The sequence below is a fragment of the Halomonas hibernica genome (assembly GCF_013183775.1).
Lineage (GTDB): Bacteria > Pseudomonadota > Gammaproteobacteria > Pseudomonadales > Halomonadaceae > Vreelandella > Vreelandella citrativorans.
Genome location: NZ_VIFN01000003.1, coordinates 167986 through 190503 on the forward strand (window position 1 = coordinate 167986; position 22518 = coordinate 190503).

The 22518-nt window shown below is 55.8% G+C and carries 17 protein-coding genes; 7 read left to right on the top strand and 10 right to left on the bottom strand.

The window, feature by feature from the left end:
- Positions 1 to 40 precede the first annotated feature (40 nt).
- Positions 41 to 946: a protease HtpX gene (gene htpX, locus FKN99_RS06850; RefSeq protein ID WP_172117168.1), complete on the top strand. Its 906-nt coding sequence runs from the start codon at positions 41 to 43 to the stop codon at positions 944 to 946.
- A 62-nt stretch (positions 947 to 1008) separates the two neighbouring features.
- Here the strand turns inward: htpX and pdxB are convergent, their stop codons facing one another.
- Complete coding sequence (gene pdxB, locus FKN99_RS06855) at positions 1009 to 2157, bottom strand: 4-phosphoerythronate dehydrogenase PdxB (protein WP_172117169.1); 1149 nt, start codon at positions 2155 to 2157, stop codon at positions 1009 to 1011.
- 187 nt (positions 2158 to 2344) lie between these two features.
- Here pdxB and FKN99_RS06860 point away from each other — a divergent pair, with 187 nt between their 5' ends.
- Positions 2345 to 2626 carry a hypothetical protein gene (locus tag FKN99_RS06860; RefSeq protein WP_018916661.1) on the top strand — a complete coding sequence of 94 codons (282 nt, stop codon included), beginning with the start codon at positions 2345 to 2347 and terminating at the stop codon, positions 2624 to 2626.
- A gap of 16 nt (positions 2627 to 2642) precedes the next feature.
- On the opposite strand, the gene FKN99_RS06865 is transcribed toward FKN99_RS06860, so the two are convergent.
- Entirely contained in the window at positions 2643 to 2978 is a 336-nt protein-coding gene (locus tag FKN99_RS06865) for a glutaredoxin family protein (RefSeq protein ID WP_172117170.1), read from the bottom strand.
- 19 nt (positions 2979 to 2997) lie between these two features.
- Positions 2998 to 5220: a bifunctional 23S rRNA (guanine(2069)-N(7))-methyltransferase RlmK/23S rRNA (guanine(2445)-N(2))-methyltransferase RlmL gene (gene rlmKL, locus FKN99_RS06870; protein ID WP_172117319.1), complete on the bottom strand. Its 2223-nt coding sequence runs from the start codon at positions 5218 to 5220 to the stop codon at positions 2998 to 3000.
- Between the two features lie 325 nt (positions 5221 to 5545).
- On the opposite strand from rlmKL, the gene rmf reads away from it, so the two are divergent.
- Entirely contained in the window at positions 5546 to 5755 is a 210-nt protein-coding gene (gene rmf / locus FKN99_RS06875; RefSeq protein ID WP_087106179.1) for a ribosome modulation factor, read from the top strand.
- A gap of 81 nt (positions 5756 to 5836) precedes the next feature.
- On the opposite strand, the gene FKN99_RS06880 is transcribed toward rmf, so the two are convergent.
- From FKN99_RS06880 to FKN99_RS06900, 5 genes are all read right to left on the bottom strand, one after another.
- Positions 5837 to 6850 carry a quinone-dependent dihydroorotate dehydrogenase gene (locus FKN99_RS06880; RefSeq protein WP_172117171.1) on the bottom strand — a complete coding sequence of 338 codons (1014 nt, stop codon included), beginning with the start codon at positions 6848 to 6850 and terminating at the stop codon, positions 5837 to 5839.
- 174 nt (positions 6851 to 7024) lie between these two features.
- Entirely contained in the window at positions 7025 to 11848 is a 4824-nt protein-coding gene (locus tag FKN99_RS06885; protein ID WP_172117172.1) for an NAD-glutamate dehydrogenase, read from the bottom strand.
- A gap of 139 nt (positions 11849 to 11987) precedes the next feature.
- Positions 11988 to 13103: a tRNA (uridine(54)-C5)-methyltransferase TrmA gene (gene trmA, locus FKN99_RS06890; RefSeq protein ID WP_172117173.1), complete on the bottom strand. Its 1116-nt coding sequence runs from the start codon at positions 13101 to 13103 to the stop codon at positions 11988 to 11990.
- 80 nt (positions 13104 to 13183) lie between these two features.
- Positions 13184 to 13972 carry a glutamate racemase gene (murI, locus tag FKN99_RS06895; RefSeq protein WP_172117320.1) on the bottom strand — a complete coding sequence of 263 codons (789 nt, stop codon included), beginning with the start codon at positions 13970 to 13972 and terminating at the stop codon, positions 13184 to 13186.
- Positions 13973 to 14085: 113 nt separating this feature from the next.
- Positions 14086 to 14631 carry a hemerythrin domain-containing protein gene (locus FKN99_RS06900; protein ID WP_172117174.1) on the bottom strand — a complete coding sequence of 182 codons (546 nt, stop codon included), beginning with the start codon at positions 14629 to 14631 and terminating at the stop codon, positions 14086 to 14088.
- Between the two features lie 304 nt (positions 14632 to 14935).
- Between FKN99_RS06900 and FKN99_RS06905 the strand changes: the two genes are divergently transcribed.
- Positions 14936 to 16270: a replication-associated recombination protein A gene (locus FKN99_RS06905; RefSeq protein WP_172117175.1), complete on the top strand. Its 1335-nt coding sequence runs from the start codon at positions 14936 to 14938 to the stop codon at positions 16268 to 16270.
- 35 nt (positions 16271 to 16305) lie between these two features.
- Here the strand turns inward: FKN99_RS06905 and lolA are convergent, their stop codons facing one another.
- Both lolA and FKN99_RS06915 read right to left on the bottom strand, forming a co-directional pair.
- On the bottom strand, positions 16306 to 16959 hold the full coding sequence (gene lolA, locus FKN99_RS06910) for an outer membrane lipoprotein chaperone LolA (RefSeq protein ID WP_172117176.1): 654 nt from the start codon (positions 16957 to 16959) through the stop codon (positions 16306 to 16308).
- Between the two features lie 239 nt (positions 16960 to 17198).
- Positions 17199 to 20507: a DNA translocase FtsK gene (locus FKN99_RS06915; RefSeq protein WP_172117177.1), complete on the bottom strand. Its 3309-nt coding sequence runs from the start codon at positions 20505 to 20507 to the stop codon at positions 17199 to 17201.
- Between the two features lie 118 nt (positions 20508 to 20625).
- On the opposite strand from FKN99_RS06915, the gene aat reads away from it, so the two are divergent.
- From aat to infA, 3 genes are all read left to right on the top strand, one after another.
- A complete protein-coding gene (aat, locus tag FKN99_RS06920) occupies positions 20626 to 21366 on the top strand; it encodes a leucyl/phenylalanyl-tRNA--protein transferase (RefSeq protein ID WP_172117178.1) in 741 nt (246 codons plus the stop codon).
- 39 nt (positions 21367 to 21405) lie between these two features.
- Positions 21406 to 22140, top strand: a complete 735-nt coding sequence (locus FKN99_RS06925) for an arginyltransferase (protein ID WP_172117179.1) — start codon at positions 21406 to 21408, stop codon at positions 22138 to 22140.
- Between the two features lie 147 nt (positions 22141 to 22287).
- The gene (gene infA, locus FKN99_RS06930) at positions 22288 to 22506 is read left to right on the top strand and encodes a translation initiation factor IF-1 (protein ID WP_007111068.1); all 219 of its coding nucleotides are present in this window, start codon (positions 22288 to 22290) and stop codon (positions 22504 to 22506) included.
- Positions 22507 to 22518 lie beyond the last annotated feature (12 nt).

A 22518-nucleotide genomic window follows, 5' to 3' on the forward strand; every position in this document is an offset into this window, starting at 1 on the left:
CTAGTAACGCTTTACCGTCCTCTTAGGGAGAACCTGCACCATGATGCGAATTGTGCTGTTTTTAGCCACCAACCTGGCGGTACTGCTTGTCGCCAGTATTACGCTGCGCCTGTTTGGCGTTGAGGGTTATTTACGCAGCCAAGGAATCAACTTTACCAGCCTGCTGATTTTCTGCTTTATCTTCGGCATGGTCGGCTCGCTGATCTCGCTGTTTATTTCCAAATGGATGGCGAAACGCAGTACCGGCACGGTAATTATTGAGTCGCCTTCCAACGCCACCGAGCAATGGCTTGTCGATACCGTGGCTGAACTTGCCCGCGAGGCCGGCATTAAGACGCCGGAGGTGGGCATCTTCCCCGCCCAGCAGTCAAACGCGTTTGCCACCGGCTGGAATAAAGATGACGCTTTGGTGGCGGTTTCCGCCGGGCTGTTAAACCGGATGCGCCCCGACGAAGTGCGCGCAGTGCTTGCCCACGAAATTGGCCACGTCGCCAATGGCGACATGGTCACGCTGGCGCTGATTCAGGGCGTAGTGAACACCTTTGTGATGTTCTTTGCCCGTGTGGTGGCGCAGTTGGTGGATGGCTTTCTTAAAAGCCGCAGCGGCGGCGAAGGTGGCCTGGGCTTTATGGGTTACTTCGCGGTCGTGATTGTCGCAGAAATTGTGTTCGGGATTGTGGCGTCGGCTATCGTTGCCTGGTTCTCGCGCTATCGTGAATACCGTGCCGATGAGGCCGGTGCTCGGTTAGCAGGGACAGGCTCCATGGTGAATGCCCTGGCCCGCTTGAAAGCGGAAACAGAAATGCCGGACCAAATGCCCGACACCCTACGCGCCATGGCGATCACCAAAGGCCAAACACGCTCGCTGGTAGAGCAACTTTTTGCCAGCCACCCGCCGTTGGATGACCGTATTCGTGCGCTAAAAGAAGCCGCTTACCGTCAATAAACAACATCCGCAACGTATTTAGTCGCAACAGGCCCGCTAAGCGGGCCTGTTCTTTTTACGCGTCAGGATAACCGCGAGACGTGAAAGCCCGCGGCACTCAACGGCGCTTCAAGATCAACCGCACTGCCTGATAACTGCACGTTCAGCGTGGCAAATTCACGGCGCAGTGGATAATTGGCTCGGCAGGTATCAAAGCCCTGCTTGATACCCTGTACAAGCGCCTGGCGCTGCAGGCTGTCGTGGTCTCGGCGCACGTCATACACGGCACGCATGCACACACGCAGTGCATCCTCGACCGACAGTGCGTCCTGCAAATGCAATGACGCCAACGCTGGCAGCGGGCAAATATCGGTAAACGCATCATGGTTGGGAGTACCAAGATGGCTGGCTAACGCTTGCTGAATCATCCAGGTACCGCGCAGCTTGCCGTCCAGGCTGTGCCCAGCAATATGCGGCGAGGCAAGTGCCACCAGGTCGCGCAGCCCTGCGTCAATGTCCGGCTCGCTCTCCCACACGTCCAGCACGGCGGTAATATCGCCTTTACCCGCTAACCGACCACGCAGCGCTAACCCATCAACACAGTCGCCCCGCCCGGCGTTTAGCAATACCGTGCCAGGCGCTAATTCATTGATGCGCTGAGCATTCAGCAGCTGATACGTGGCGTGCGGCCCATCTGTCACCAGCGGCGTGTGCAGGCAGAGAATATCGCAACGATCGATCAGCGTATCCAGCGGCTCAAAGCCCTGCTCGCCCTCCTGCTCTGCTCTGGGTGGGTCACAGGCAAGTGTGTTGACGCCCAGCGCATTAAGGCGGGCAAGTAAGCGGCTGCCTACATTGCCGACGCCCACAATGCCCACCGTTTTTGAGAGCAGCGACCAGCCATCGCGCTCAGCCAGCGTTAGCAAGCTGCTGAGCACATAGTCCACCACCGCTTCGGCGTTGCAACCAGGCGCGCTTGCAAAGGTAATACCGCGCTCGGCCAGGGCGGCGTGATTAACATGGTCGGTGCCAATCGTACAGGTACCGACAAAGCGTACAGCGCTGTCTGCCAATAGTGCGGCAGTGACCTGGGTGATGGAGCGCACAATCAGCGCATCCGCGTCTTTGACGTGTGCCGCGCTTATTTCACGCCCTGGCAGATGGGTGATCGAGCCAAAATCACCAAAGCAGCGTTCGGCGGCGGGTATATTGGCATCTACAGTCAGCTTCACAACGTGATCCTTTTAGTCCGCAGGACAGGCAAGCCTCTCCACAGAAAAACGCTTCATAAGCAAAGATAGGCGTTTGCGATAACGCGCTTTACAATACCGTCCGCCGCATCAAATTGGAAAAGAGTATTCAGGACAAGGAGTGCCTAATGGGCAAGCCAGTGTCAAGAACAACCGTGGGAGTAAGCTTGTGATCGTAAGGTGGGAAACCGACCACGACTATGTGCTGGTTCATATTCACCAGGATATGTTTGGCGACTGGATTTTTAGTCGCGCCTGGGGGCAAATCGGCACGCAGTTTGGCGGCTTAAAACATCAACTGGCCGACACGCTTGAGCAGGCTCAGATGTGGCTGGAAGATGAGACGACCATTCAAAAGTCACGCGGGTTTCATAAAGTACTGGACGTTGATGACCATACTCCAGAAGGCCAGGAAGCGATGCGCCAGCTTTCGCTGCTTGACCTGCTTTAAGTGCCCCAGTAAGTCATCACTCACCCAGAAAACGCCGCCCGTTGCGAACATAACGCCCTTTTGGCGGCGCTTCATCAGGTTGCATCAGGCGTGTTAGCGCGTGCTCACTTAGCCAGCCGCGCTGACGCAACCAAGCGCTTAAGCGCTCTACCTCAAAACTGCGTATCAGCTCATGCCCCTGGCTATCCGCCACAACCGGAATAAGCTCGCCATAGCGCGCTAGTAACTCCGGACAATCACTGATTTCAATGCGTTGCAGCGCCACCGGTTGATTAGCAAGCGCTGCCAGCAGGCCTTCCAGCTGGGCGCACAGATGGCAACCCAGCGTGGTGTAGAGCGTAAGCGAGATCACCGCTGCAAGCCCTTACGCCCTAGCTGCGGTGACGCAGCAGGAACACGTGATGCATATTGGTGCGCCGCTGAAAGTCAGGGTCGAAGGTACGCGAGGTAACCTCCTCCACCGCATAACGCTCGCTAAGTGCATCATCAAGCTTGAAGCGACGCTGATTATTCGAAAACACCAGCGTTCCGCCAGGCGCGAGGCGCGCCATGGCAAGTTCGACCAACCGTGGGTGGTCGCGCTGTACGTCGAGCGTATCGCGCATTTTTTTCGAGTTGGAGAACGTCGGCGGATCCATAAAGATCAGGTCAAACTCGGCGTTAGCGGTTTCCAGCCAGCGGAAACAGTCATCACGCACCACGCGATGCAGGCGCAGGTCGAGTTCGTTCAGCGTAAAGTTGTCTTTTGCCCACTCAAGGTAGGTATTGGACATATCCACGCTAACGCTGTCGCTGGCGCCGCCCAGCGCGGCTTGCACCGTGGCCGTGGCGGTATAGCAAAACAGGTTTAAGAAGCGCTTGCCGCTGGCCATTTCACCCAACATGCGGCGCACTGGCCTGTGGTCCAGGAACAGCCCGGTATCCAGGTAGTCACGCAGGTTAACCCACAACCGCGCATCGCCTTCGCGCACGTCAAAACGCTCGCCACTGGCATCACGCTTCTGGTACTGGGCGGTGCCGGTTTGCCGCTCACGACGCTTGATATACACCTTGCTGGAGTCAACGCCCAACGCATCAGGCAACACTTCCAAGGCGTCAAACAGGCGTTTTTGTGCCTGAGCCGGGTTGATCGAGCTCGGTGCGGCGTACTCTTGAACGTGTACACGGTCACCATAGCGGTCAATCGCCAGCGCAAACTCAGGCATGTCGGCATCATAGAGCCGGTAGCAGGTTTCTCCGCTCTGCTTTAACCATTTTTTGAGGCGCTTCTGGTTTTTGACCAGACGATTGGCAAACATCTGGGCGTTTTCGGACACCGCACGCGACGCTTGCTGTGGAGCAACTTGCGTAGCAGCAGGCGCTTGATCGGTAGGCTGCCCTTCTGCCTGAGCATCATTATTGGCCGTTGACGTGCCGATATCCATCAGCAGCAGCTTGGCATCCAGCGCACCATTTTTTAACGCATACTGCTTGTGCGCGCGCAGCCCCAAACGGTGGCCCAGGTCGGGGTTGCCGGTAAACATTGCCAGCGTCCAACCTGGAAACAGTGCCTTGGCTTTTTCGCCCAGTTGGGCGTAAAGGCGTACCAGTTCGGGAAGTTCCCCCAACCGCTCGCCGTACGGCGGGTTGGTGATCAACAGCCCACTTGTTGCCGTGAGCGTCTCGGGCCGGGTTAGCTGAGCAAGGCTTTGCCCGTGCAGGGTAATCAGCGCTGGAATGCCTGCACGCATCGCGTTGGTTTTCGCCGCAGAAAGAGCTGCTGGGCTTTGGTCAAAGCCCAGCAGCTGCGTTTTACACCGCTTACGGCCAATAGAAGCACGCGCTTCGGCCTCGCGCTTTTGCTCAAGCCAGAGCGCTTCATCGTGCCCGGCCCAGCCCTTGAAGCCAAAGCGTTCGCGGTCCAGGTTAGGCGCCTGGTCGGCGGCCATTAGCGCCGCTTCAATCAGCAGCGTGCCCGCGCCACACAGTGGGTCGATCAACGGCTCGCCAGCCTTGGCTCGCTCGGGCCAGCCCGCGCGTATGAGCAGCGCGGCCGCCAGGTTCTCTTTCAGCGGTGCATGGCCTACATCGCGACGATAGCCGCGGCGATGAAGACTCTCACCCGAGAGGTCGATACCAATCGTGAGATTCGCCCGGTGCAAATGTGCGTACAGGCGCAAGTCGGGCGTTTTAGTATCAATGGATGGCCGCTCTTGCCCGGCAAGCTGCAACGAATCTACCACGCCGTCTTTCACCGTTTGCGCGCCAAACCGGGTATGACGAATGTGGTCGCTGCGGCCATGAAAATCTACGGCCAGGGTTTTGCCCACAGCCAAATGCTGGGTCCAGACAATGTGGGCAACGACATCGCGTAACTGCTCGGGCGTTTCAATCATCGGCTCGCGAACGAGCTGCAGAATGACCCGGTTGGCAAGCCGTGACCACAAACATACACGGTAGGCGATGGCTTGGCTGGCGGTGAAGTACACGCCTGCCACCGTGGTCTTTCCAGGCGTCGCGCCTAGCGCTGCCAGCTCATCGGCCAACAGGCCTTCAATGCCTTTCGGGCAGGTCGCCAACAGGTTCAAGGGGGCGTTTTGACTCGTTTCGGTCATAGTCATGGCAGCGCGTAACCGCGCGATATTCCTATATATGGCAAATGTATTTACATCTTATGACAATTTGGGGGTCGACAAGTGCCCCCATCTTGATCTAAGAATAAGAGAGTAGCTACTAAAAACGCATGCGTTGCTTGTCCAGGCCATTTATGACCTATGGCTTGTTTGGGGCGCCGCTTGGTCGGTTCAGCACGTGAGTGCTAGACAAAAGTACCATGCTGGCTGCCTGCTCTTGAGGTTAGCTCTCGAAATAGGAGCCTGACGCCACTAAGGCATAGTGCACTATTTCTTATTAAAGGCTTTCATGAAAAGAGGTTAGCCAATGAAACGACAAAAACGTGACCGCTTCCAGCGGGCTTATGTTCACGGGTACAAAGCAGGTGTTATCGGCCGCTCCCGTGATGAATGTCCCAGTCAAGATGTTAATTTACGCGAGTACTGGATGAGCGGTTGGCGTGAAGGTCGCGGAGACCAATGGGACGGTATGACCGGCGTTTCCGGTATCCACAAGAATCCCATGGTCATGACCTAACCGGTTATAACTTCCTTAATCTACATTTTGGAACATGGAGCCCGCTTAAAAGCGGGCTTTTTAGCCTCAAAGCCACGCGAATTACTGCGTTTTTAGCGCGCTGGCACATTCGTTCACAAGCGCTGGGCCTTGGTAAATCAGGCCTGAATAGAGCTGAACCAAATCAGCACCCGCCGCAATTTTGGCTTTTGCAGTTTCACCGCTATCAATCCCGCCAACGCCAATAATCGGTAGCGTTGGCAGATGCTGACGCAGCAGACGAATAATCACGTTAGAGGGTTCAAAAACGGGTTTTCCCGAAAGCCCTCCCGCCTCTTCCGCCTGAGGGTCACTCTTGACCGCTTCACGGGAAACGGTCGTGTTGGTCGCGATGACGCCGTCCAGTTCATTGCGAGCAATACTACCGGCCACGAGCGCGACTTCCTCTTCGCTCATATCCGGAGCGATTTTAATCAGTAGCGGTACCTTGCGGTTTGCTTCAGCATCCAGCAACCGGCTACGCTCACGAATTGGCCCTAATAACGCATCCAGTTGCTCACCAAACTGCAGCGTACGCAGCCCCGGCGTATTGGGTGAAGAAATATTCACAGTAATATAATCAGCGACCGGGTGAACGGCGTTCAGGCAGGCTAAATAGTCCTCCAGGGCATTTTCAACCGAGGTGGTCAGATTTTTGCCGATGTTAATGCCCACCACACCTTGATAGCGGCGCTTTTTCACCTGCTCAATTAAGTGCTCAACCCCTTTGTTATTAAACCCAAAGCGGTTAATGATGGCGCCATGGCTCGCCAAACGGAACAAGCGCGGCTTGGCGTTACCCGGCTGCGCCTTGGGCGTCACCGTGCCCACTTCAACAAAACCAAAACCCAGCGCGCCGAGCGCATCCAGGTGATCGGCATTTTTATCAAGCCCCGCAGCAAGCCCCACGCGGTTGGCAAAGCGCAACCCCATCAGCTCAACAGGATCCTCGATTGGCTTGCCCACCCAAGGGCGTACACCGCCCACGCGTTGTAATGCGTCTAACGCCCCCAGCGCCAACCCGTGTGAGGTTTCGGGGTCAATACGAAAGAACAGCGAGCGCGCGAGTGAATACATCGACAGAGTCTCTCCGGGAGAATGGGCGGCGCAGAGTATAGCGCATCCTGCCCTTTTAGCGCACCGCGCTTGCGCTAAACCAGAAGCCACGCACAAAAAAACCGTGCCTGAGTTACCTCAGGCACGGTTACTTCTTACAGCAAGTATGCGTTGTGTTAGCGCACGCTTAGGCGGTTATGCCTCGCTATCGCTTTCTGCAAGGTCCACCAGTTCGCGTACGGCGACGGCAAACAGCGCAAACCCACCTTCACTACCGCTACGCACCTCATCAATCAAACGGCACCAGCGACGGTGCAGGTCAGCATGCTGCTCAAGCCACTGGTCCACACGCTCCTGAGTATCGCGGCTACCGGCTTCCAACTTCAGTACGCTGGTGGTTAAGGCCAACTGCTGGCGGTCGATATCATCCCGGAACGTTTCCCGGGCCTGCACCTGCCATGCATCACGTACTCCCAGCTGCGTTACCTGCTGGCTCATCCAGGGAAGTTCCAAACGGCTGCCAATTTCGTAAAACACTTCGGCGACGCGCTGGGGCTTCTCATTGGTAACCCGTGCCGCCTGAATGATCCCCAACCCGGCATACAGGCTAGGCGCGGCGGCAACGGTAGAGGCCAGCGCTTCCGGCACGCCCGCTTCCTGCAGCTCATCCCGACGCTGGCGCCAGGCATCAAGCTCTTCGCCGCTTAACAGTTCGCCCATCTCTTCTTGCAGCTGCGCCAACCGAGGCGCGAAGTACTCAATGGCATCCTGAGTCGAAAGCCCCATGTGCTGGCGCAGGAACCAGCGTGTCGAGCGGCGGATCAGGCGCATCAGGTCCAGCATCATGGAGTGCTGCACGTCGCTGGGGATCTGGTTATCCAGGTCTTCAATCTGTGCCCAAAGTGACAGCAGGTTGAAGCTATCCCGAGCGATGACATAGTTACGTGCAATATCTGCCCGACCGGCGCCAGTAGAGTCGCGTAGCCGACGGACAAACACGACCCCCATGTGATCAACCAGATCATTCGCGACTTGCGTTGCCACAATTTCACGCTTCAGGCGGTGTTCATACATCTCGGTCTGGTAGCGCTCTGTCAGCACAGACGGGAACAGCCGCTCAAGATGGCGATGAATATACGTATCATCGGGCACATCGGAGGTGATCAGGTCGTCTTTTAGCGTGCTCTTGGCGTAGGAAATCAGTACCGACAGCTCCGGCAAGCGCATGCCCTGCTGATTGGCGGCACGCTCTTTTAAGGTCTCATCGGTGGGCAGGAACTCAAGCTCACGATCAATCTGCCCGGCAGACTCCAGCTCGCTGATAAAGCGGCGGTACGGCCCGATGCCTTGGCATGACAGTATCTCGGAGAGGTCCAGCGCCTGAGCCTGGCGGTAGTTATCAAGAATCACCAGGTCAGCAACTTCATCGGTCATTTCTGCTAGCAGGTCGTTGCGCTGCTTGTCGGTCATGTCGCCGCGCTTCACCACATCATCGATCAATATTTTGATATTGACCTCGTGGTCAGAGCAGTTAACGCCACCTGCGTTATCAATAAAGTCAGTGTAAACGCGCACACCTTTGGCGGCGGCTTCCATTCGACCACGTTGAGTCATCCCCAGGTTGCCGCCTTCGCCCACTACGCGACAGTTAAGGTCTTCGCCATTAATACGCAGCGCATCGTTAGCTTTATCGCCGACATCGGCATCGGTTTCATCCGAGCTTTTCACGTAGGTGCCGATACCGCCGTTCCAGACCAGGTCGACCTTTGACTGGAGCATGGCGCGAATCAATTCATTCGGCGACAGGCGCTCTTCCTGAATACCAAAGACCTGCTGCATTTCCGGGGTAATCGCGATGGACTTGGCGCTGCGGTTAAAGACACCTCCGCCCTGCGAAATCAGCTCAGCACTGTAATCCTCCCAACTGGAGCGCGGCAGGTTAAATAGCCTTGTACGCTCGGCAAAGGCCGCATCAGCCTCAGGGTTGGGGTCGACAAAGATATGCAGATGGTTGAACGCACCCACCAGCTGAATCTTGTCGGAAAGCAGCATGCCGTTACCAAATACGTCGCCCGCCATATCACCAATACCAACGACGCTAAACAGATCCCGCTGGGTATCTACGCCGAGGTTTTTAAAGTGACGTTTAACCGACTGCCAGGCACCACGCGCGGTAATGCCCATTTTCTTATGGTCATATCCGTTCGCCCCGCCGGAGGCAAACGCATCCCCTAGCCAGTGGCCATACTCGATAGAGATTTCGTTGGCGATATCCGAGAATGTTGCCGTTCCTTTATCGGCGGCAACCACCATGTAGACATCGTCTTCGTCGTGGCGCACCACGTTTTTAGGCGGAACAACGTCGCTGCCATCCAGATTATCGGTCACATCTAACAGCGCACGGATAAAGGTTTTATAGCAAGCAATGCCTTCGTTCTGCTTCGTTTCGCGGTCAGCATTTTCAGGCATGCGCTTACATACAAAACCACCCTTGGCGCCTACCGGGACGATCACCGCGTTTTTGACCTGCTGCGCTTTTACCAGCCCCAGCACTTCGGTACGGAAATCTTCATGGCGGTCAGACCAGCGCAAACCACCGCGGGCTACTTTGCCACCGCGCAGGTGGACACCTTCCACGCGTGGCGAGCAGACAAAAATCTCGAACATCGGCCGTGGCTTGGGCATTCCGGTGACTTTGGAAGGCTCAAGCTTAAAGGCGATGTAATCTTTAAAGCGGCCGTCTTCAGCACGCTGGTAGTAGTTGGTGCGCAGAGTTGCCTGAATAAGCTCCATAAAACGACGTAACAGTTGGTCGTCGTTTAGGCTGGCAACGGCTTCCAACTGCTCATTAAGCCGCGTGATGCACTCGTCGGTATCGTGTGAGTCCAGCGCAGGATCAAAGCGCAGACGGAACATTTCTACCAGTAACTGAGTAATGGCCGGGTAGTTGGCCAAGGTCGCGGCAATGTAGTTTTGAGACATGCCAAAGCGGATTTGCTTGAGATAACGTGCGTATCCACGCAGCATGGCGACTTCGCGCCAGTCCAGCCCTGCCGCAATAATCAGCCGGTTAAAGGCGTCGTTATCCGCTTCGCCCGCCCAAATACGTTTAAACGCTTCACTGAAGGTTTCGCGCATTTCACCCAGGCTGACATCTTTATTACTGTGCTCAAGCTCAAAGTCGTGAATCCAGTAATGCTGCTGCGGTGCACTAATGTCGTAGGGGCGCTCACTAATAACCCGAAGCCCCAGGTTCTCCATCATGGGCAACACATCAGACAGCGGGATCGGCGAACCACGATGGAAAAGCTTCAGGTTTACGCCACTGCCCTGCTCTTCCAGCGGCCGATAAAGCGACAGCGACAGCGCCTCACCGTTATCCAGTGCCAGCAAGTGCTGTATATCGAATACTGCGGTGCGCGCATTGAAGTCTTCGCGATAGCTTGCCGAGAAGGCGCTTTGGAACTGCTCCATCTGATGATTGGCGCGCTCTTCTCCAAAACCCTCAATCATCGCGGCCATCAGTTCGTCGCGCCAGCTACGTGCCAAGCGGGCAACCTTGCTTTCCAGGCGTTTAAGGTCGTACTGGCTGGGTGCATCGCCGTTAAAGCGTAGAATCAGTTGAATACGCGCCAGAACCGACTCTGACAAGTAGGTATTAAAATCGCCAAAGTGCGCGTCAAGCTCGTCACACAACAGGTTTTGAATGCGTTGACGCAAATCGGTTGAAAACACATCGCGAGGCACAAACACCAGGCACGAGTAGAACTTGCCGCTAACATCGGCACGGATAAACAGGCGTACCTGGCGGCGTTCCCGAATATCAAGAATGCCCAGCGCGGTATGCGCTAGTGAATCCGTACTGATCTGGAACAGGTCATCGCGGGGATAAACTTCAAGCACCTGTAGAAGCTGCTTACCGTTATGCCCTTGGGGGTTAAACCCGGCGATATCCGAGACAGCTTTTAGTTTACGGCGCAGCAGCGGAATATTGCGCGGCGACTCGTTGTACACCGTCGAGGTGAACAAACCAAAGAAGCGACGCTCGCCGATCACATTGCCGTCGTCGTCGTAGCGGTCGACGGTAATGTAGTCTGGGTAGGTCGGGCGGTGTACCCGCGAGTGGTGGGCACTTTTGGCAAACGAGAGCAATTGGGGCACCAATTCATAGTTGCCGTGCTCGTCAATGCCCTCTTCGGCACGAATGCGCTCATCGTAGCGTGGATCGTCCAGGCGGAAGACCCCAAGCACGCTATTCGGGTCGCGCTGCAGCTCATCGCCTTCCAACAGGTATTCGTCATACCCCAGGAAAGTGAAATTATCCTTAACCAGCCACTCTAAAAAGGCGATGGCCTCTTCATGGTCGTCCGGGTCGATTTGCGGAGGGCAGTTCTTTTCAAGCTCCTGGATCGCAGCGGTAATCTGACGGGTAATCGCGTCGTAGTCATCAACCGCGGTACGTACATCACGCAGTACTTGATAGAGCTTTTTCTCGATATTCGACAGCGCGTCAGGGTCCGTATGGCGATCAACCTCGATAACGATGAGCGACTCACGCGCCTCTGGGGCGTTGGCATCACGAGGTGAGGTCAGTGTTTGCAACTGATTCTGCTCATTGCGGGCCACGGCAAATACGGAATTTTGGATCGCATGGACGGTAAGCCCTTGGCGATTCAGTTCAATGCGTATCGAGTCGACCAAAAAAGGCATGTCTTCATGCAGTACCGCCACAAAGGTATGCGTCGACTGCCAACCATGCTCTTCAAAGTCAGGGTTGAAAACGCGCACTTTAGGGCGCTTCGCATCGTGGTGCTGTAGAAACTGCCAAATGGATAATGTGGCGCCGTACAGATCGTCCAAGCGGCGATCAACAAGATCCTCTAACGGCACGCTCGCGTAAAAACGTCGTGCAAACGCCTCTATCGCCGTTGCTCGCTCCGGTTCCAGCCGCGCTTCCAAGCGCTCAAATAGCTGCTTTAAAAGGTCTTGCCGACTCTCTTCACTCGCAACGTATTGCATCCATCACCTCGACTGCCGGAAAAAACGTGGAACGATAGGCCTTTAGGCCAATATAACGACTAGCTTACGCCACCCTGGATCATCACTCTATCCATCTGGCATGTTCTTCATGGTGTATACCTCTTTCGCATTATGCGCCCTATTGACCATCCTCGCGCCGCGTGAGCCATACGCCACATTCACAATGGTCGGTGAATGGAAACTGGTCAAATAGTGCAAAGCGTTCTATCTGGTGCGTTTTAGTGAGCAGCGCCAGGTTCTCGGCAAGTGTTGCCGGGTTACATGAAATATAGACGATCTGGTCATATTCACTGATTTGCTGGCAGCTCTGCGCGTCCAGCCCAGCGCGGGGCGGGTCAACCAGCACCGTGGAGAAGCGATATTCGTCCAATGCCATTTCAGCCACGCGCCGCCCGCCTTTTTCGCCTTTAAGCGCCAGCGCAAACTCTTCGGCTGACATACGGGCTACATGAGCATTGGTGATCTTGTTGGCTTCAAGGTTGACGTTAGCGCTGGCGACCGACGTGCGCGAAATTTCAGTGGCCAGTACGCGCCGAAAATTATCGGCCAGGGCGATGGTGAAATTGCCGTTGCCACAGTAAAGCTCGACGAGGTCTTCATCCTGACGTCCGGCCGTCACTTCACGCGCCCAGCTCAGCATCGTTTGGCAGATATGCGCATTGGGCTGGGTAAAGCTGTTTTCGACCTGCTGATAGTCAAGCGAGCGCCCATCAACCGTTAAACGCTCCCACACGTGGTCACGGGTAAGCACCAGGCGCTGCTTGCGTGAGCGGCCAATGATCATAATGCCAAGCTCGGCTTCCAGGGCGCGTGCTTCTTGCTCCCAAGCGTCACCTAGCGGGCGGTGGTAAATCAGCGTGACCAGCGCCTCGCCTGACAGCGTAGTAAGAAACTCCACCTGGAATAGGCGCCGACGCAGTTCGTCACTGGCCAGAAACGCCTCGCGCAGACGCGGCATTAGCGCATTGATGGACTCGCTTGCAACGTCAAACTGATCAAGCCGCACGACCTGCTTGTTTTTAGGGTCGGCTGGGTCGACCTCAAACATGGCGTAGTAAAGATCATCGCCTTCATGCCAGATACGAAACTCACAGCGCTGGCGATAGTGACTGGGCGGTGAGGCAAAGACCTCAAGTGCGGGCGGATTAAACACCGCAAAAGTGCTTTCCAGGTAAGCACGCTTCTCGGCAAGCTGCTCGTCATAACGTTCGGGTTGTATCACGGGGATAGCCAAGTCGGCGCCTCTTTTTTCATAAACGGTATTAATATCAATGCTAATAACAGTCGTGTCGGCTCAGGCTGAAAATACGCGCCCTAAGCGCTTACCGCCAACCGGCCAGGAACAGAAAATCCAAACGGCGCAAAGCCTAGGCTTAGCGCATCGGCAGAAGCCGTGGTAAAAAATCGGCCATCTTGCCCTTTTTTTAACGGCGGCGCGATCTGGCCGACGCGCCGAGCGATCGCATCACCGGAGTCAACCCAATTCACGGGTGTGGGGGCGAGTGCTTCAAGCCAGGGTTTTAACAGGGGGAAATGCGTACAGCCCAGCACAACGGTATCCACTGGTGGCTGAGTGCTCGACGTTTGCCAAAGCGGCGCCAGGGCTTGCTGAAGCCGTTGGCGGTCTGGCTGGCCGCCGCCAAGTAGCGCCTCGGCTTCCAGCACCAGCGCATCGGCGGCTACCCGGGTGATGAGGCAGTCGCTGGCAAAGTTTTCAATCAACTTTTGCGTATAGGGCCTACCCACAGTAGCGCGAGTAGCCAGTAGGCCAATATGGCGTGTTTGGCTAATGGCGGCGGCGGGTTTAATGGCGGGTACCGTGCCGACCACAGGGATCGTCAGGGCGTTGCGCAAACCATCCAGCGCGAGTGTGCTGGCCGTATTGCAGGCAACGACCAGCACGCTTGGCTGGCAGGCCTGAACGGCGGCCTGGCAAACCGACACGATACGCGCTGAAAGCGTTACGTCATCACGCAGCCCATAAGGCATCCACGCGTTATCGCAGGCGTAGCACATCGCCGTATCAGGATAATACTGACGCAGTGAGCGGGCGACCGAAAGCCCACCCACGCCGGAGTCAAAAATCAGCACGGGGCCCGCCATTACTGCCCCTTTGCCGTTTGCTTTGATAAGCACACCTGCTTCTCCATCAGCCGCTCATTCACGGGGCGCTAGTTTAACACGCCCCGCTGGCAGCCAAAGGAACGCTCTGCTGATTAGATCGCGGGTATGTCCGCGCCGCGTAGTTCAGCGTAAAGCTCTGGGTAATCCTGTTGCAGGCGCTCAAGCTCCTGCTCAGCGCCTTCTGGCAGCGCGTGCAGCAGCTCTTGCATATCTTCCTCACTAAAATATTGATCAATAAGAGGGAAAAGACCTTCACGCTCCTGGCGTAGATACGCCCTATGCGCCTCAAGGTAAGCTTTTAAATCCTCGGCAAAACGATCCATCGGCAAGATGTTGTCCATCAGGATCGTATCGATGTTGTCGGACAAACGTTGAAGGCGCGGCTTGAGCTCAAGATAATCGCTGGTCATTTTCTCCATTAATTCCAGATGCTCGGGCGCTTGGGTTTCCAAACGATCAACGCATATACGCTCTAACGGGGCCGCGAAACCTTCCATGTAAGACAAAATGTAATCCACGACTTCACGCATCAGCTGGAAATTGGGTCGCTCACCCTGAGCCAGGGTCTTTTGTTTAAGCTGCAAGACATGAAGCATTCGTGCCATGTTGGCATGATCTAGACGCAGTTGGTTTAACATCGTGCCGTCTCCTGTGTGGTGTCATGCCTGCCGCCTTAACTCTGAAGTGGCGTTGGGCACGCAATCATAAGCGGGTATTACTACACTACGCCTATGGGCGATGGCTAAGCGCTATCGTCATGTAGGTACCGCTACGTATTATGGTTAGATGTCACCATGCGCTTAAGGCGCCACCCTGACAAGCATATCGTTTGTATCAGTTTTTATGGAAGCTATGCAAAAGGTAGTCGGGCAATACGCCATTTGCCATACGCTCTTATGATTACCTCATTACTCAACATCTCGATTTACAACGGAAGTTTACATGGATCTTTTCGACTCTCAGCGTGCAACACCCAGCGATGACGCGCCGTTGGCGTATCGGATGCGCCCGCAGACGCTTGATGACTACGTCGGCCAACAAGCGTTGGTGGGTCACGACAAGCCGCTTCGTCGCATGGCCGAAGCAGGCCTGGTACGCTCAATGATTTTGTGGGGGCCGCCAGGCGTTGGCAAAACAACCCTGGCCGAGCTGCTCGCGCGCGCATCCAGCGCACATCTGGAGCATTTAAGCGCGGTGATGGCAGGCGTTAAAGAGATACGCGGCGTGGTTGAGCGCGCCCAGCAGCATACCTCACCGGTTATTCTGTTTCTGGATGAGATCCATCGCTTAAACAAGAGCCAGCAGGATGCCTTGCTGCCTCACGTAGAGTCGGGGCTGCTAACCCTGATTGGCGCCACCACGGAGAACCCCTCCTTCGAGGTCAACTCTGCCCTGCTATCTCGCGCTCGAGTTTACGTTTTGAAGGCACTCTCGCAAGAGGAGTTGATAGCCGTCATGCGCCAAGCGCTGACTGACGAGCAGCGCGGTCTTGGCAAACGTGCGATTATCGTGGAGGACGATGTGCTTGCTGCCCTAGCGCACGCAAGTGCGGGCGATGCCCGGCGCGCGTTGGGACTTTTAGAAACCGCTTGTGACTTTACCCAGCCAGAGAGTGGCCAGGAGGTGCTTTACATGTCGGTATTGGCAGATGTTATTGGCCATCAGGCAAGCGCATTTGATAAGCAGGGCGACGCTTATTACGACCTGCTCTCAGCGATTCATAAATCCATACGCTCTTCACGCCCTGACGCAGCGTTACTTTATATGGCGCGCTTTATTCAGGGCGGCGGTGATCCTTTGGATGTGGTTCGCAGGCTTAGCGCCATTGCGTCAGAAGATGTTGGTAATGCCGACCCACGTGCGCTTCCGTTGGTGATAGCGGCCTGGGACGCCTACCTTCGCTTGGGAGACTACGAAGGCCAGCGTGCCATTGCCCATGCAGCCATCCATTTGGCCGTGGCGCCCAAAAGCAACCGAATTGACCGCGCCTGGAACGCTGCAAAACAGTACGCGCGTCAGCAGCCTCAAATAGAGGTACCCACTTATTTACGCAATGCGCCCACCAGGCTTATGGAGCAGCTAGGCCATGGCGAAGGCTACCGCTACGCGCATAACGAGCCTGATGGCTATCCCGCGGGTAGCGCTCACGACTGCTGGCCAGAGGATTTGCCCAAAGCGCACTTTTTTGAGCCTAGCCAGTTTGGCCAGGAGAAGCGCTTCGGCGAGATAATGGCCTGGCGGGAAAATCGTGACCAGGAAGCAGATCAGGCGCCCTAAGGCGCCTGATCATTCACGGGTAAACCGCCGACGTTTTAGAGCTCTTCACGAATAACGTCGGTGCCTTCCGGAATTTCGAAGTTAAACAGGCCACGGTCAATAGACCCGTTCTGGGTGATATCGCTAAACCGAATAAGCGTTTTTTGACCAGTGCTGTCCATCATCCAAAGCTCAGTGAGCGTGTCATTGTCAAATACCATGCTCAACTCTTCAAACAGCGTGTCTGCCGAGTTTGGGATCAGCGTGAACACATCTTCACCGCTCTCCTGCTCATACACCACATCATAACTTGCCGTCAGGTCATTGATACTGCCAGAGAGCAGAAGCGCAGGCGTGTGCGTTACGCGGTCATCCATCGGCTGAACCGTTACCTGTTCAAGGTCCGGATCGTAGAGATACACATCGTTGCCATCGGACACGACGACCTGCGTATAAGGCGCTTCGACTTCCCAACGCAACATGCCTGGGCGTGAGAGCCACATTTCGCCACGCGCACTTTGCAAACGCTGGCCACTACCATCAAGAATCTGCTGCTCAAAGGTCGCCTGATAGCTTTCCAGGGGCTCTAGGCGCTCGGTTAAACGCTCAGCGGCATCATTGGCCCATGCAGCGGGGGTAGCAAACGTCAATCCAAGAGCGGCCGCGGCCAATGACAAGGGTGAAGAAAGCAGAGTTTGCGTGTCGCGCATAGTGTTCTCCCTGGGCATACGTTGTCGAGTTGAATAGACCTACGCTGCCGGATTGAAGCTGATAAAAGTAGTACAGATGAACCAGTACAGATAAACCAATGCTGAGGACTTTCAACAACGTCCATGTGATTCTTCAGACGCGAAACGCGCCACGGGGTTTCATCCGCGGCGCGATTTTCACGCTTCTTGCACGATTACTAAATGCACGATTACTAAATGCAGAATTACTAATTGCGGCATTAATGCCCCACCGGCGGTGGTGCTAATACTTCGCGGGCGCCGTTGCTGCCCATGGCAGAAACGATCTGTGCCGCCTCCATGGCATCTACCAGGCGCGCGGCTCGGTTGTAACCAATCTTAAAGCGCCGCTGTACCGCAGAAATCGAGGCTTTTTTGGTTTCGGTCACAAACTGAACCGCTTCATCATACAGTGCGTCCTGTTCAGCATCGTCGCCGTCACTGCCTTCTGCCTCAAGCCCCGTTAGCGCATCAGCCGAGACGCCGCCCGACAAAATTTCTTCAATGTACTCAGGGGTACCGCGGCGCTTCCAATCCTCAACCACACGGTGCACTTCGTCATCATCAACAAACGCGCCATGCACTCGATTAGGCGGACCAGAGCCCGCAGGCAAATACAGCATGTCGCCATGACCCAGCAGGCTTTCAGCGCCGCCCTGGTCCAAAATCGTACGAGAATCGATCCGTGAAGAGACCTGAAATGCCATGCGCGAAGGAATATTCGCCTTGATCAAGCCCGTTACCACGTCCACCGAGGGGCGCTGGGTGGCCAGGATAAGGTGAATACCGGCTGCCCGCGCTTTTTGCGCCAGGCGGGCAATCAGCTCTTCCACCTTTTTGCCGACGATCATAAACATGTCGGCAAATTCGTCGATGACCACCACGATATAGGGCAGCTTCTCAAGCACTGGGGGCGTTTGGTGCATTTCCCAGGGTTGCGGCTCCCAAAGCGGGTCGGCTACCTGAGCACCTGCGCGCTCAGCTTCGTCCAATCGGCCGTTAAAGCCGGCAATATTACGCACGCCCATGGCCGCCATCAGCTTATAGCGGCGCTCCATTTCAGCGACACACCAGCGCAGGCTATTGGCGGCCTCTTTCATATCGGTCACGACCGGCGCCAGCAGATGCGGAATACCGTCGTAGACCGAAAGCTCCAGCATCTTAGGATCCACCATGATGAGCTTAAGCTCATCTGGCGTGGCTTTCAGCAGCATCGAGATCAGCATTGCGTTAACGCCTACCGATTTACCTGAACCGGTGGTGCCCGCCACCAACAGGTGGGGCATCTTGCCGAGGTTGGCAATCACAGGCCCGCCACCGATATCCTGGCCAAGCGCCATGGTCAGCGGTGAGGTTTCCTGCTGGTAGCGCTCGGAGTCGATGACTTCACGCAGACGAATCATTGCCCGATGCGGGTTGGGAATCTCTATCCCAACGGTAGGCCGCCCAGGAATCACCTCAACCACGCGCACGCTTTTTACCATTAGCGAGCGGGCCAGGTCTTTGGAAAGATTGCTGATTTTGGACGCTTTCACCCCTGCCGCAGGCCTGATTTCAAATCGCGTGATGACGGGGCCAGGCCATGTATCGACTACTTCTGCTTTTACGCCATATTCACGCAGCCGCACTTCCAGCAGCTCTGCCATATCGGCCAGCTGTTCGTCTGTGTAGTTCGGCTGATGCGGCTCAGCGGGCGTTAGTAGTTGAAGGCTGGGCACATCGCCTTCCGGTTCAGGCAATGTCTCAAAAGCAGGCCGCTGATTTTGCAGGTGCTCAACCGTCCAGAGCGTCGGCCCGCTGTCGGCTTCATTGACCACGTTATCCGCAGAGAAGGTCGGCTCATGGCGTGCAGTGTTGGTGGGCAAAGGCGTAGGGCTAAGCAAAGGCTCATCGTCATCCTCTTCCCATACCGGCTCAGGAACGACTTCAGGCACCCGCTCACGGCGGGGCTCTGTATATGAAGGCGTAGCGGTAAGTGAAGGCTCACTTTGAGGCACCACCTCAGGCTGATCAAACGCGCTTAGCCTGGGTTCGCTTAGCCTGGGTTCGCTTAGCCTGGGTTCGCTTAACTTAGGCTCAGGGCGCAGAGGCGTGTCTTCCTGAACCGCCTGCTCTTGCTCATCCCAGCCATCGTGCTGCCACTCCTCCGTTCTCAAGCCCTCTGTTCTCAAGCCCTCTGTTTTCAAGCCCTGTTCACTCTCCCACTCATCATCTCGCTCGCTGCCCTGCTCATCGTCTTGCGCTTCCTCGGCGTCCTCTTCTTGACGGAAGAAGTGCGAGACAGCGGGCACCGCAGCATCGTCTTCACGAGAAGCGCGTAACGACATCGGCTCTTCAGACGTTGATGATTCAGCGGCTGGCGCAGCGTCGCTGTCAGGCGTGGGCTCTGGGATGACCTCAGGTTGACGCGCTTCGGGTGGCTCTGAATTGAGCTCAGAAGTGCGGTCAGCGTTGATCGATACTGGCTCATCACTCTGCTCTGCTGCAGGGCTCACTGCCTCAGGCGTTGGCGCTTGCGCGGGTTCTGGTGCTGCTTCTGGCTGCGGTACAGCGTCAGGCTCAGTGGCCGTTACCACCGCAGGCTTGGTCTGTGTCTCGGCAGCCGTCGTTGCCGCTGAAAAAGCGCTCGCTGCCCAAGGAATCGACGTATCGTTTGTGGTCGCCGCAGGCGTTTCTTGCGCGGCAGACGGTGCCGAGAACTCGGGCTCGCGACGTTCACGATGTGTATCGCGGCTGGTTTTGGCTTTAGGTGCTCGTGGAGGCTCTTCCGCTTTTGGCGCAGGCTTTAAAGAGGCGCGCAGCGCAGCCCGCTCGCGGCGTTTCTCACGACTTTTTTCCCGGCGGGCACTCAACCAGCCACCAACACGGCATAAGCGGCGACCTACTTCATCCGCCACCCGCAGCCAGGACGTACCGCTAAACAGCGGGAAGCCAATCAGTATCAAGGCCGCAGCAATTAGCCCCACACCACCACTGCCGACCAGTGGTTTGAGGGTATTGACCAACCCCTCCCCCAAAATACCGCCGGAGGCATAGGGTAAAATGCTGTTAGGGTGATAAAAGTGCAGCGCACCCAGCATGGTCGTGCCAAACATCAGCAGCACCAGACCGCCAGCATGCACGGCAACCGCCACGGGGTCGAACTCAAAGCGCACCTGGCGCGAGCGCATTAGCCACCATGCGGTAAAGCCAAACATACCCGGCCACCACAAAGCACTAGCCCCCAGCAACGAATACAGGACATCCGCAAGCCAAGCGCCGACCGGCCCCATCCAGTTGCGAACGTCCGTTTCAGGCCCCTGGTAAGACCAACCAGGATCTTCCGGGTGATAACTAAATAGTGCTAATAATAAAAAAACGCACAGCGCCAGCAGTACCACTACTACGCCTTCACGCACCGAGCCTTGTAAGCGCAGACCGAACCGGCGAGCTTTATCTTTCGCGGCCTTAACCCGCGCAGAAGAGGCCGAAGATGGTGCTTGACGCGAATTACGCTGCGTTCGCTTGTCTACCGCCTTATTCACTTTCAAGCGATTCTCCCTTTACACCTCAATGGTGTCTTTAATCCACTTGCGAGTTTGCATCATACCGAGCATCCTTGCGCCGTCACAGAGCTTCTCATCAAGTGCTCAGTAACAGGAGCAAGTAATGCTACCTTGGCTTTCTTCGCCATTCCCAACCTTTCCGCCTACCCGCATTGCCATGGACTCGCCCAATGGGCTGCTGGCAGCAGGTGGCGAGCTTTCTCCGCGCTGGCTGGTGGAAGCGTACCGGCGCGGTATTTTCCCATGGTACAGCGATGACGACCCCATTTTATGGTGGAGCCCCGATCCGCGCATGGTACTACGCCCTGAGCAGTTCAAGCTGCGGCGTAGCTTAGCAAAACGACTGCGCAATGGGGGCTTTAACATCACCGTTAATCAACAGTTTGAACACGTCATTAATGCCTGTGCTGCGCCACGCGATGAAGACGCAGGCACCTGGATCACCGTTGATATGTACAATGCCTACGTAGCGCTTCACCGTCTAGGGATTGCACACAGTATCGAGGTCCATCACGCCGGCCAATTGGTAGGTGGCCTTTATGGTTTAGCGATGGGACCGGTATTTTTCGGCGAATCGATGTTTTCGAACATCGCCGATGCCTCCAAAGTGGCCCTTGCTCACTTGGCGGGCGCTATGCAGGCACATGGCGGCAAGTTGATTGATTGCCAAATGCACACACCGCACCTTGCAAGCATGGGTGCGACAACAGTCGCCCGAGAGACGTTCATCAACTATCTTGAACAGTGGTTGCCCGAAGCGGCGTTTAATGTGTCATCACATGAGGCATTGTCAGTGCCTGCATCCCCCTGGCTAGAAGCGGTATCGCGCTATAACACCCCGTGATGCTGGCTGGGTTGGGTTAATTTATCAAGGAGGCAAGCTTTGAGTAGTAATACTCCGCGTCGGCCGGTGCGGGACCTGCGCTTCTTCCTTACCGTGCCTCATGCCTGCAGCTATTTACCCGGCAAAGAAGCGACAACGCTTTTTCTTGACCCGCAAGAGTCTCCCGTTCGGGGCGTATATGACTCGCTGGCGCTACTCGGGTTTCGGCGCAGTGGTCGGCATCTCTACCGGCCCCACTGTGAAAACTGTAATGCCTGCCAGTCCGTGCGTATTCCTGTTGAGCCCTTTGCGCCCAACCGCTCCCAGCGCAAGGTGTGGCGCCGGAACGCAGATATCACCACTCGCGTCGTTCCTGCACGCTATGAGGCGCGACACTATGAGCTCTATGCAGACTATATTCGCCATCGCCATGCCGATGGTGACATGTACCCACCCAATCGTGAACAGTACCGCACGTTTTTAACCCTAGAGGAGCCGTATGCCTACTTGCTGGAGATATATGCAGGCTCGGAGCTGGTGGCCGTATCGGCATTTGACCAGCTAGAGCATGGCCTTTCGGCCATTTACACGTTTTTTGGCGTTGGCGATGCCCTGGACAGGCGCTCTTTAGGCACCCTTGCTATCCTTCAGCTCATTGCGCTGACGCGTGAAAAAGGCCTATCCCACCTGTATTTAGGGTACTGGATCGAAGAGTGTCGTAAAATGCGCTACAAGCAGGATTTTTCTCCCATTGAAGTGCTGGATGGGCGTTATTGGCGGCCCTTAATTCGCTAAAGCCAGCAAATTAAGCCAGCTTTTTTGCCTTGACGACGGGCTTACGGCACAATATAGCGCTGTTTCTTAAGTGTCAGCCTTCTGGCCCTTAAAACCTGAAACGGTTTTGGTTTGCTAACTACGTTAAATAAGTGAGGATCTGCCTATATGGCACGCGAAGATCATATTGAAATGGAAGGTGTTATCGTTGATACCCTTCCCAACACCATGTTCCGTGTTGAGCTTGAGAACGGTCACGTTGTAACCGCTCATATCTCCGGCAAAATGCGTAAAAACTATATCCGCATTCTGACGGGCGATAAAGTGAAAGTGGAACTAACGCCGTACGATCTTTCCAAAGGCCGCATTGTCTACCGTTCGCGCTAAGCCTTTATAACG

What these genes read in the sequence shown, in the direction of transcription:
- aat (WP_172117178.1), top strand. Translation starts at nt 20,626, where the DNA reads ATGCTACCTTGGCTTTCTTCGCCATTCCCAACCTTTCCGCCTACCCGC.
- FKN99_RS06880 (WP_172117171.1), bottom strand. Translation starts at nt 6,850, where the DNA reads ATGTATTCACTCGCGCGCTCGCTGTTCTTTCGTATTGACCCCGAAACC.
- rlmKL (WP_172117319.1), bottom strand. Translation starts at nt 5,220, where the DNA reads ATGACCGAAACGAGTCAAAACGCCCCCTTGAACCTGTTGGCGACCTGC.
- murI (WP_172117320.1), bottom strand. Translation starts at nt 13,972, where the DNA reads ATGGCGGGCCCCGTGCTGATTTTTGACTCCGGCGTGGGTGGGCTTTCG.
- lolA (WP_172117176.1), bottom strand. Translation starts at nt 16,959, where the DNA reads ATGCGCGACACGCAAACTCTGCTTTCTTCACCCTTGTCATTGGCCGCG.
- htpX (WP_172117168.1), top strand. Translation starts at nt 41, where the DNA reads ATGATGCGAATTGTGCTGTTTTTAGCCACCAACCTGGCGGTACTGCTT.
- infA (WP_007111068.1), top strand. Translation starts at nt 22,288, where the DNA reads ATGGCACGCGAAGATCATATTGAAATGGAAGGTGTTATCGTTGATACC.
- FKN99_RS06900 (WP_172117174.1), bottom strand. Translation starts at nt 14,631, where the DNA reads ATGTTAAACCAACTGCGTCTAGATCATGCCAACATGGCACGAATGCTT.
- rmf (WP_087106179.1), top strand. Translation starts at nt 5,546, where the DNA reads ATGAAACGACAAAAACGTGACCGCTTCCAGCGGGCTTATGTTCACGGG.
- FKN99_RS06905 (WP_172117175.1), top strand. Translation starts at nt 14,936, where the DNA reads ATGGATCTTTTCGACTCTCAGCGTGCAACACCCAGCGATGACGCGCCG.
- FKN99_RS06885 (WP_172117172.1), bottom strand. Translation starts at nt 11,848, where the DNA reads ATGCAATACGTTGCGAGTGAAGAGAGTCGGCAAGACCTTTTAAAGCAG.